Source organism: Oleiphilus sp. HI0061 (assembly GCF_001635675.1).
In genome coordinates, this window is record NZ_LWFE01000876.1 from 1 (window position 1) to 10,420 (window position 10,420).

Sequence of the window (10,420 nt, forward strand, 5' to 3'; positions counted from 1 at the left end):
CTCGACATGAAAGTACATCGCCTTCAAGTATTAAGCCGCTATAGCTGGGTAGTAAAATAAGCTTGATTGCGACGCTTTGCCCTTTGGTATATTCCGACTCACTCTTAAGTGCCAAGCCTCCTTCACTCAAGTTAACAGTTTGAATGTTGTCATTTGAGTTTTGCTGGTTGTTCATTGCCAGCACTCTCGATAAGGCGTCGAGTTTCTTGTTCATTACTTTTAAAAACTGCCCCAGGTTTTTATCTTTATCTGTCAGCGTTCGGAGTAGATGCTTTGATTCAACATCCAATAGCTGAAACTCAGAGATCAGACCAAACTCGGGGCTTAGTTCAAAACATTCCGCTGCAGTTTGATTGTCAGCTCTGGGAACAATGTCAACGGACGCTTTATTTTCAACGCGAAAATATTGTCGTCGATTGGCGAGTTCGGTAATGGTTTCAATATCGTCATTCATAAGTCGGGACAGCTTGCTTCAACAAATAGAGGTTTAAAAAGATATATAGCTTTAATTAAAGCAAAGAAATGCTCGCTTCGCTGAATTGATTTGCGGCTTTTGTGAATGCCGCGCAAAGGAACTGACAAACAAGGTGTTGTTTGCTTAGGGGGGCTGTGGTTTAATCGCGCCATGTTTAAATTCTATCCTGTCTTAATTGGCCTTCGTTATACATCGGCGAAGCGCAAAAACCACTTCATTTCATTTATCTCGCTAACGTCGATGGTGGGCTTGATAATTGGTGTGGCTCTACTTATTACTGTGCTCTCTGTTATGAACGGTTTTGATCGTGAATTACAGCAAAGAATCTTGGGTATGGTGCCGCACGCAGTGATTAAACCTTATAGTGATATGCGAGACTGGCAAACACTTCAGGATTCTGTACTTGAAAATGAGAAAGTGCTTGCTGCCGCGCCGTTTATAAATGCTCAAGGAATGGTGACGCGTAACGGTGCAGTTCACGGTGTTCAGCTGAATGGCGTTTTACCTGAAGAAGAAACATCGGTCTCGATTATCAGTGAGCATATGATTCGAGGTTCTCTTGAGGATTTGAAATCAGGTGAGTTCGGCATGATTATCGGTGAAATACTATCCCGGCAATTGCGCGTTGATGTCGGGGATAAAGTCACTGTCGTTTTACCCGAAGCTTCCTTAACGCCTGCAGGTGTGTTTCCAAGGTTAAAGCGTTTTGTTGTAAAAGGTATTTTCAGTGTAGGAGCCGACCTGGATGCTTCGCTGACCATGATTCATATGGATGACGCGGCAAAAATGTTACGTATCAAAGGTTCAGTGCACGGCTTGCGCTTAAAAATGCATGACCTGTTTGATGCACCCTATATTGCTCGCCAGATAGCGATGAACCTGGATGAAGGTTTTTATAGCGTAGACTGGACCAGAACCCACGGAAACCTGTTTCAGGCAATTCGCATGGAAAAGACTATGATTGGCCTATTGTTGATGGTTATTGTTGCGGTTGCCGCCTTTAATATTATCTCTACTTTAGTGATGGTTGTGACGGATAAGAAAGCTGACATAGCGATCCTCCGCACCATGGGGGCGAGCCCCAAGGCGATTATGGGGATATTTGTTGTGCAAGGTGCTTATATCGGGATCGTAGGAACCCTGGTCGGCACCGTATTAGGCGTGCTACTCGCTTTGAATGTCAGCGATATTATTCAGGGAATAGAGAGTCTTCTGAAGATGCAGTTTCTCAACCCGGATGTCTATTTTATTAGTGACTTACCTTCTCAACTTTTACTTGATGATGTGCTGGTTATTTCCGGGACAGCATTGATTATGAGTTTGTTAGCAACACTTTACCCGGCTTGGCGGGCTTCCAAAGTTCAACCCGCGGAGGCTTTGCGTTATGAATGATGGCGTAATTATTGAGGCGAAAGGCATCTCAAAAAACTATGATGATGCTGTTGCGCCAATTTCGATTTTTCAGAATTTAGACTTCACCCTTAGCAAGGGGGAGTCGGTCAGCGTATTGGGCGCTTCCGGCTCTGGTAAAACGACTTTGTTGAATATATTGGGTGGTTTGGATAAAGCGAGCGAAGGTCTTGTAAGGCTTTGTGGTAGCGACTTGAGTCAGTGCTCAGAGGCGCGCCTAACAGAGTTGAGAAATCAGAATCTGGGCTTTGTTTATCAGTTTCATCACTTGTTAGCGGAGTTTACGGCGGTAGAGAATATTGCTATGCCTTTATTCATTGCTGGCCAGAAACGGCGTTTGGCAGAAGCGCGAGCGCTTGAATTGCTTGACTTAGTGGGCTTGTCAGCACGGGCTAAACATAAGCCTTCTGAGTTGTCGGGAGGAGAGCGTCAGCGAGTTGCCATTGCTCGTGCGCTGGTCAATCAGCCAAAGTGCGTATTGATGGATGAGCCGACGGGAAATTTGGATGAAACCACAGCACGAAAGATCCAAGATGTGATGCTGACCTTGCAGCGTGAGCTGGATACAGGCTTCGTTGTCGTAACGCATGATACGCAATTAGCGCACAAGATGGACAGAGTATTAATCATGGAAGAAGGTGTGTTGAAGCCCTGGAGTGCTGCAGAGCAGGCTTCAGTTTAAACGGACTTGTTATCTTTTCTCGCTTTTCTGGCAGCGACTCGGTGGTGCCACTTTCTAAGGGTTGCGCGTTTCCAAATGGCGTCTATGCCGAAATAACCTGTGACGCCAAGTACGCAGCCGGCTACGAGAGAGCCAAAATACATAGGAATACCGACTTCATATAGTTTGTCTTTTAACCACTCGAATGAAAGCTCATACTCGAAAGGTGAAGCGGGAATATCAAGAATCCAGGCGCCTAATAAGTATTCTGCATAGAAAATAGGTGGCATAGTAAGTGGGTTGCTAATCCACACTAAGGCCAGGGAAACCGGTAGGTTTGCGTTGAAACGCAACGCACACAGTGCCGCAGCAACCATTTGAAAGGGCATAGGGATACATGCCCAAAATAAGCCAATGGCAAAAGCCTTAGTGACTGAATGGCGGTTTAAATGCCATAAGTTAGGCTGGTGAACTAGAGGTCCCAAGAACTTAAGGGATTTGTTTTCACGAATTGCGTCGGGATCTGGAAGATATTTTTTTATCAGATCTTTTGGCATAAAAAGTTCACTTCGTAGTCAGGCTCAAGGATGAGTTTATGTTCTATTTGATGGCCGCATTTTGTGTGGGCCCTATCATACTCTATTGTTATGGGGAATTGTTACCCGCCTTTATTTATATTTTGTTTTCAATTTGTTGCTTGGGCTTGGTTAAGACACGTCTATTTTTGCCGCTCTTAAGCTGCTTGCTTGGTCTTCTGTTTACTCACATTCTGATTGCTGAATACTTGGAAGCGCGTCTTGATAGATCTCTCGATAGTGGGAGTCAAACTATTGAGGCTTATGTTTGTTCTGTGCCGGTGGATTATCACTTGTATTCAAAGGCTGATTTTTGTGTGCTTGAAGCATCAGACAATAATGGAAAAATATTGGGTAAAAAAGTAAGGCTCTCATTTTCTCATACCCTTAATCTCGATTTAAAGAAGCGCTACTACAAGTTGAGTGTTGTTTTGAAGCCTCCGCGAGCAAGCTTGAATTTTGTCGGCAGCTCTTTCGAACAGTACCTGTTTTATAAAAAAATTTCGGCAATTGGACGAATTGTGGAGGTGCTCGAAAGTGCTGAAGATGAGGCTGGGTTCACATTGGCGGACCGAGTTCGTTCTAGCCTGAATTCATACCGTATGAGTTTAGGTGACTATCTCAATAACTTACTCCTAGATAAAGAACATAAAGGTCTACTTAGGGCCCTGATCCTGGGAGATCGGGGGCAAATTAGTCCTGGAGACTCACGAGTTCTGCAGTACACAGGAACACAGCATTTGCTTGCTATCTCGGGCCTGCATGTGGGGCTGGTGATGTTTTTTCTCTATAAGCTCTTGGTCTGGTCTGCTTTTCGAGTGCCAGTCGTTGCTTTTTTCGGCCTTGCTTACGTCATTATGGTTGGCGGGAGTGAATCTGCCATCAGGGCTTGGGTAATGTCTGTGTTGGCTCTGGTGCTTTTATCAGGGCGGTGGCGCAGAGACTATTTGGCGATTTATTGTGCCGCAATGTTTATGGTACTTTTATTCGACCCCCTATCGCCCATGAATATTGGCTTTTGGTATTCATTTATTTGTGTGGCTTTGCTTATATTGTTGTCACGGTTTGCACTAAATATGGATGCAAGCTGGCGTTCACTGTTGTTGCTGCAGTTGGTTTTGATTGTCGGCCTCGCTCCTATTAATGCCCTGATCGGCAATGTTCAGGGGCTGGCGAGCTTATTAGGAAATATGTTTGCCGTTCCTTGGGTTTCGTTGTTTGTTTTGCCTGTATCTTTAGTTGCTTTAGGTATCTCGTTTTTGAGTCGGCCAGTTGGTGAGATCTTGATGAGCTGTTCTGATGCTGGTTTAGAGTTACTGGTTCAGTATTTGTCATCTTTAATTGGTCTTTTAGCTGAGTTTTCTTTTGGGGCAAGCAATGTCTTATTAATTCCTTATGCGGTTTTATTCTTGAGCTTTGTTTTCTTTATTCGCAATTATCTGCTTCGGGCAGTGTTTCTGGCGGTATTGTTATTGGTGCTCTACACGCCTTCAGTGCTAAAGGAGCCGAAGTCCGAGGTCTTGGTTTTCGATGCGGGGCAGGGTTTGGCTATCGCATTGATCTGGGGCGGTCAGTACTGGCTCTATGATACCGGGTTAGCCTTGGGAAGCTATTCTCTGGTTGAAAGTGCAGTTTTCCCCTATTTCCGTGAACAAGAGTTGTTGCTGAATATTAGTGGGTTGATAGTGAGTCATGGTGACGCGGATCATGCGGGCGGAGCTGCGCGCGTTGAGGAATATTTGCAGCCTACGCACTTGTGGTCTGGCGAGCCGGGTCGTGTATCGGGCTTAATGAACGAAAAACCTTGCGCCGCTGGAATGTCTTGGGAGTATACGGGGGGGCGCCTGGAGGTTCTTTACCCTTTTGCGGCTGGGGCAGAATTTGGGGCGTCTTCAAATAATCGCTCTTGCGTGCTTCGTTTTACCTATCGGGGTCAGAGTTTTCTGCTCATGGGGGACTTGGAAGGAGAGGCTGAAATGCACTTAGTAGAGCGCTATCGAGATTCATTGAAGGCTGACGTTCTCATCGCAGGTCACCATGGTTCTGCAAATGCGACATCCATTGCCTTGTTAAAAAATGTTCAGCCTAAGATTCTGGTAATTTCGGCCGCTTATATGAATCGATTTGGTCATCCCCATGCAGATGTATTGGAAAGATCCAGGTTGATGGGAGTGGAAGTATTATCGACTGCTTCGCATGGCGCTCTAAGGTTTTTGTTAGGTGGAGAGGCTATAAATGTAGCGGTGGCACGCATCGAGCGAGAGACTTTTTGGTCAGTACATGAAGATAGTGTAAATAAAAACTAACGGGCTTTTCTAAATCTCTAAGTATGCTAAAGTATCGGCACTAAAATAAGCGATGATAGAAGCTGCTGTTCGTCAGTATTAGGCTTGGTATTTAGTCGGGTACCTTTGCTGGTCACAGCGGTTCGAAAATTACTTGGGGAGACTTCTGCGTGTTAGATTTATTGAAGCCGGGCGGCATAATCATGTTTCCTTTGCTGCTTTGTTCGGTATTGGCGCTGGCAATCATTATTGAGCGTTTCTGGACTTTGCGGGTCAGCCGATTGGCACCAAAGGTTTTGGTTCAGGACTTGTGGGCTGCTATCAAAAAGAAAGAACTTAACTCGCGTAAGTTGAAAGAGTTAAAAGAAGCTGCACCGCTAGGTCGAGTTCTTGCAGCTGGTTTGGCAAATGCTCGTCATGGTCGAGAGATCATGAAAGAGAGCATTCAGGAAGAAGCCAGTCATGTGGTGCATGAAATGGAACGCTTTTTAACGGCACTTGGAACGATTGCTGTGATTACGCCTTTGTTGGGCTTGTTGGGTACCGTTATTGGTATGATTAAAGTCTTTGCTCAGTTGCAGCTAGAAGGTGCCGGTAATGCCGCTGCTCTAGCGGGTGGTATTTCTGAAGCATTGATAACGACTGCCGCGGGTATGACAGTTGCTATTCCTGCTCTAATTTTCCACCGTTATTTCTTACGCCGTGTAGATGAGATTGTCGTAGATATGGAGCAAGAGTCTTTACGCTTGGTCGAAGTTATCCATGGTGACCGTGAACCTTCACGTGATGGAGAACAGAGCTCTTGAATTTTAAACGTCAGTCCGGTGAAGAGGTATCAGTAGACTTAACGCCACTGATTGATGTGGTGTTCTTGTTATTGATTTTCTTCATGGTGTCTACCACCTTCACCAAAGAGAGTCATTTGGAAATTGATTTACCGCAGTCCAGTGCAGAGCCGGCGAAGCCAGCTGTAAAAGAGATTGAGGTGATTATCAATGCCAAAGGTGAGTATGCGGTAAATGATCGCAGCTTGGTTAATAACTCTGAAGACACGCTTAAAAAAGCCGTTCAGAAACTGTCTGAAGGTAACACTAAAATTCCGTTTATTATTACGGCTGATGCAAAAACTTCTCACGAATATGTAGTTAGAGTGATGGATGTTGCTGGGCAGTTGGGTTTTGTGCAGTTGAGTATCACAACGCAGCGGAATAAATCAAAATAGGCTGCTGTCTGGCAGCCTTTGTTTGTTGGTAGTCTATGAGTAAAGATTCGGAAGCCCTTCCTGAATTAAATGAATCAAATTGGGCGCTCTATCAGCGTCTGCTGGTTTATATAAAGCCACTAAAATTCTTTTTCATTCTTAGTATTATTGGTAACGCTATCTATGCGGGTGCGAGTGCGTTAATGGCTCAAGCTCTGGATACGGTCATTACCACCGTTGAAAATCCCACTGAAGAAAATCGCTTGATGCTGCCTTTGCTGATTTTTTCCTTGTTTGCAATGCGCGGGATAGGGGGGTTCTTGGGTGGATACTACATAGCTTATGTGGGGCAGAATATCGTTCACCGGTTACGCACCCAAGTGTTTGACCGGTATTTGAAACTGCCCAGTTACTACTTTGACTCAAACGCATCGGGACATTTGATTTCTCGAATTACCTTCAACGTTCAACAAGTCTCTTCAGCTGCAACTGATGCAATAACGGTGATTGTACGGGAGGGCTTGACTGTGATCGGCCTTTTTATTGTGATGATCAATGCTAACTGGAAATTGACCTTAATCTTTTTGGCAATTGGTCCAATGATTGGTGCCTTAGTAAGTTATGTGAGTAAGCGCTTTCGTAAGTTAAGTAAACGTATTATGGCATCAGTGGGTGATGTCACGCATGTAACCTCGGAGGTCGTATCGGGATACCGAGTGGTGCGCATATTTGGTGGGGAGAACTATGAGTCAAACCGCTTTAATCAGGCTAGTGAATATAACTTAAAGCAAGCTTTGAAGCTTGAAATGACTAAAGCTATCAGTACACCGGTTATTCAGTCTCTAGTCGCATTAGCGATCGCGGTTTTGGTTTGGTTAGCGCTCGCTCCAGATGTCCGTGGCGATATGACTGCCGGGAGCTTCGTGGTGATCATTGCCGCGGCAGCGACCATGGCAAAACCTATTCGTCAGTTAACTCAGGTAAATGAAAAGATTCAGCGAGGCTTGGCTGCCGCTAAGGACTTGTTTGCAGTGATTGATGCCGAACCTGAGAAAGATCAAGGAAGCTTCGAAAGTGCCAGAGTACAAGGTGCGATTGAGATTAGTGATCTTAACTTCGCTTACGAAGGAAGTAATAAAGCGATCCTGAAGAATATTGATTTATCGATCAAGCCTGGTGAAACCGTTGCTTTGGTCGGCCGCTCCGGTAGTGGTAAGTCGACACTGGCGAACCTGATTCCACGCTTTTACGAAGCCCAATCTGGCAGCATTACCTTAGACGGTGTGCCAGTCGAAGACTATACCTTGCGTTCTCTTAGAGATCAGATTTCATTGGTTACTCAGCAGGTGACCTTGTTCAACGATACCTTTACCAAGAATATTGCCTATGGAGGCTTGGAAGGTGCTTCGATCGAGGATGTACAAGAGGCTGCGAGAAAGTCTAATGCATTAGCGTTTATTGAGGATAAAGACCTGGGCTTTGATACAGAGCTTGGCGATAACGGTGTCTCGTTGTCCGGTGGGCAGCGTCAACGTATCGCTATTGCACGAGCCTTGCTGAAAGATGCGCCAGTGTTGATTCTCGATGAGGCGACCTCAGCCCTGGATACAGAGTCAGAAAAAGCTATTCAAGGTGAGTTGGAGGTATTGATGGAGGGACGTACAACAATTGTGATCGCGCATCGCCTATCGACTGTAGAAAATGCAGATAAAATTGTAGTGATGGACCAAGGTCGTGTAATCGAGCAGGGAACACATCAATCACTTCTGGCTGCAAATGGTGAGTACGCCAAACTTTACAATATGAACCTGGCGGACGATGCCTAGTCAGGATCAGCAACGTGCTGCTTCAACGAGCATAACCGATGCTTGGTACCAAGGTGCTGCTTGGCTATACCTGCTGGCACCACTGTCACTTATCTATATGCTTATTTTGGTCATACGGGCATGGCTATACCGCTTAGGTTTTAAGACCTCATATCGTTCCAGTTTACCCATTATAGTGGTTGGCAATATTACGCTCGGCGGGACTGGAAAGTCACCATTGGTTGCATACTTGGTGCAAGCGCTTCAGGAAAGAGGCTATCAGCCTGGTATCGTCAGCAGAGGGTACGGTGCATCAATTCCATCTACAGAGTGTCGAGAAGTGTTAGCCGATAGCTTGCCTGAAGAGGTGGGTGATGAGCCACTCATGCTAAAGCAAGCGCTTGATTGTCCGGTATTTGTTAGTCCTAATAGAAAGCTCTCAGTTCAGGCACTGGAAGCTCAAGGTTGTAATGTTGTTATAAGTGATGATGGCTTGCAACACAATGCGCTACAGCGTGATGTGGAAGTTTGTGTTTACGATGGTCAAAGAGCCTTGGGTAATGGATATTTACTTCCGATGGGGCCTTTGCGTGAAAGCCAGTCTCGAATGAAGAAGCTGGACTTTCAGGTGATCAACGGTGCTGATGATTTACCTGGCGTGAATTCATCAGAGCCTTACATTCGAATGGATTTACGACCAGGCAACTTACTGCCGTTGAAGGCTGATCCCGGTCAGGATGGTCTCAATCAAGCCTTAGCTTTGGATAAATTGTCGGGTCAGCCGGTAAATGCTGTTGCTGCCATTGGCAACCCGGAACGCTTCTTTGAGGTGCTTGAGCGCAGTGGTATGATTGTTATGCGTCATGCCTTCGAAGATCATCATGCTTACTCTATCGATGATTTTGGCTTTTCGGAAACGCTTCCGATCATTATGACGGAGAAAGATGCTGTCAAATGTCGTTCTTTAGGTTTGTCAGATGCCTGGTACTTGCCTGTAGAAGCTGAGCTGAGTGCTAACTTGGCCGATTTGATTATTGAAAAAATAGAAGGAAATTCTCGTGGATAAAAAACTACTTTCGGTTTTGGCTTGCCCTTGTTGTAAGGGGGAGTTGCAATATGACCAGGAAAAACAGGAACTGATCTGTCGAGTAGATGCTTTGGCGTTCCCAATACAGGATGACATTCCAGTGATGCTTGAGACTGAAGCGCGGACTCTTACAACTGATGAGAAACTGGGTAAATAAGCACACACACAGAAAAGGAGGGACGTATGTCTTTTAAGGTCATTATACCTGCTCGCTATGCCTCTACCCGTTTGCCGGGTAAACCTCTGTTGGATATTGCCGGAAAGCCGATGATTCAGCGGGTTTATGAGCAAGCTTGCTTATCAGATGCCGAAGAAGTTGTTATTGCGACAGATGATGAGCGTATTGAAAAGGTCGCTTTGGGCTTTGGTTCCAAGGTTGTGATGACTTCTGCTGAGCACCCTTCGGGAACAGACAGGCTGCAGGAAGTAGTTGCCAAACTTGCTTTGGCAGATGATGATATTGTTGTCAATGTTCAAGGTGATGAACCGCTTATTCCGCCAAAGGTGATTAATCAGGTTGCTAAGAACTTGTCATTAGCCCCAGGTGCCGGCATTGCAACTTTGTGTGAGTCGATAGTCAAAGTAGAAGATGTTTTTAATCCGAATGCAGTAAAAGTGGTGTTTGATCTCAATGGTATGGCAAATTATTTTAGTCGTGCCCCGATACCATGGTGTCGTGATCAGTTTTCAGATCCTAAGGCCTTAACGGCGATACCTGATGGCGCTAGCTATTACCGCCATATCGGTATCTATGCCTACCGAGTGGGTTTCTTGAATGCTTATGTGAATTGGCCGCCGAGTATGACTGAAAAGCTTGAAAGTTTAGAGCAATTGAGAGCCTTATCTAACGGTGTTAGCATTCATGTCGAACAAGCTTTGGAGAGCCCTCCTCCAGGGGTCGATACTGAAACAGATCTGCAA

11 protein-coding genes are annotated in these 10,420 nt (G+C 45.4%); 9 read left to right on the forward strand and 2 right to left on the reverse strand.

Features of this window, described 5'->3' with window-relative positions:
• The coding region (locus A3735_RS10345; protein ID WP_068638019.1) for a PilZ domain-containing protein at positions 1-454 on the reverse strand (454 nt) is incomplete at its 3' end.
• A 171-nt stretch (positions 455-625) separates the two neighbouring features.
• Between A3735_RS10345 and A3735_RS10350 the strand changes: the two genes are divergently transcribed.
• Positions 626-1,867 carry a lipoprotein-releasing ABC transporter permease subunit gene (locus tag A3735_RS10350; protein ID WP_068516277.1) on the forward strand — a complete coding sequence of 414 codons (1,242 nt, stop codon included), beginning with the start codon at positions 626-628 and terminating at the stop codon, positions 1,865-1,867.
• Positions 1,860-2,567: an ABC transporter ATP-binding protein gene (locus A3735_RS10355; protein ID WP_068516280.1), complete on the forward strand. Its 708-nt coding sequence runs from the start codon at positions 1,860-1,862 to the stop codon at positions 2,565-2,567. Before A3735_RS10350 ends, A3735_RS10355 begins: the two co-directional genes overlap by 8 nt.
• Here A3735_RS10355 and A3735_RS10360 read toward each other — a convergent pair.
• Entirely contained in the window at positions 2,564-3,103 is a 540-nt protein-coding gene (locus A3735_RS10360) for a DUF2062 domain-containing protein (RefSeq protein ID WP_068509714.1), read from the reverse strand. The two genes, A3735_RS10355 and A3735_RS10360, sit on opposite strands and share 4 nt — an antisense overlap.
• A 38-nt stretch (positions 3,104-3,141) precedes the next feature.
• Here A3735_RS10360 and A3735_RS10365 point away from each other — a divergent pair, with 38 nt between their 5' ends.
• From A3735_RS10365 to kdsB, 7 genes are all read left to right on the forward strand, one after another.
• A complete protein-coding gene (locus A3735_RS10365; RefSeq protein WP_068516283.1) occupies positions 3,142-5,427 on the forward strand; it encodes a DNA internalization-related competence protein ComEC/Rec2 in 2,286 nt (761 codons plus the stop codon).
• A 149-nt stretch (positions 5,428-5,576) separates the two neighbouring features.
• Complete coding sequence (locus A3735_RS10370; protein WP_068508177.1) at positions 5,577-6,212, forward strand: MotA/TolQ/ExbB proton channel family protein; 636 nt, start codon at positions 5,577-5,579, stop codon at positions 6,210-6,212.
• Positions 6,209-6,628 (forward strand): biopolymer transporter ExbD, encoded by a 420-nt coding sequence (locus A3735_RS10375; RefSeq protein ID WP_068508176.1) that lies wholly within the window; start codon positions 6,209-6,211, stop codon positions 6,626-6,628. Before A3735_RS10370 ends, A3735_RS10375 begins: the two co-directional genes overlap by 4 nt.
• 35 nt (positions 6,629-6,663) lie before the next feature.
• Positions 6,664-8,433, forward strand: a complete 1,770-nt coding sequence (gene msbA / locus A3735_RS10380) for a lipid A export permease/ATP-binding protein MsbA (protein ID WP_068516286.1) — start codon at positions 6,664-6,666, stop codon at positions 8,431-8,433.
• A complete protein-coding gene (gene lpxK, locus A3735_RS10385; protein WP_068516289.1) occupies positions 8,426-9,478 on the forward strand; it encodes a tetraacyldisaccharide 4'-kinase in 1,053 nt (350 codons plus the stop codon). The genes msbA and lpxK overlap by 8 nt, the downstream gene beginning before the upstream one ends.
• On the forward strand, positions 9,471-9,656 hold the full coding sequence (locus tag A3735_RS10390) for a Trm112 family protein (protein WP_068516292.1): 186 nt from the start codon (positions 9,471-9,473) through the stop codon (positions 9,654-9,656). The genes lpxK and A3735_RS10390 overlap by 8 nt, the downstream gene beginning before the upstream one ends.
• Before the next feature lie 26 nt (positions 9,657-9,682).
• The coding region (kdsB, locus tag A3735_RS10395) for a 3-deoxy-manno-octulosonate cytidylyltransferase (protein WP_068638021.1) at positions 9,683-10,420 on the forward strand (738 nt) is incomplete at its 3' end.

Coding starts and splice junctions, on each gene's coding strand:
- A3735_RS10350 (WP_068516277.1), top strand. CDS start 626: ATGTTTAAATTCTATCCTGTCTTAATTGGCCTTCGTTATACATCGGCG.
- A3735_RS10365 (WP_068516283.1), top strand. CDS start 3,142: ATGTTCTATTTGATGGCCGCATTTTGTGTGGGCCCTATCATACTCTAT.
- A3735_RS10355 (WP_068516280.1), top strand. CDS start 1,860: ATGAATGATGGCGTAATTATTGAGGCGAAAGGCATCTCAAAAAACTAT.
- lpxK (WP_068516289.1), top strand. CDS start 8,426: ATGCCTAGTCAGGATCAGCAACGTGCTGCTTCAACGAGCATAACCGAT.
- A3735_RS10360 (WP_068509714.1), bottom strand. CDS start 3,103: ATGCCAAAAGATCTGATAAAAAAATATCTTCCAGATCCCGACGCAATT.
- msbA (WP_068516286.1), top strand. CDS start 6,664: ATGAGTAAAGATTCGGAAGCCCTTCCTGAATTAAATGAATCAAATTGG.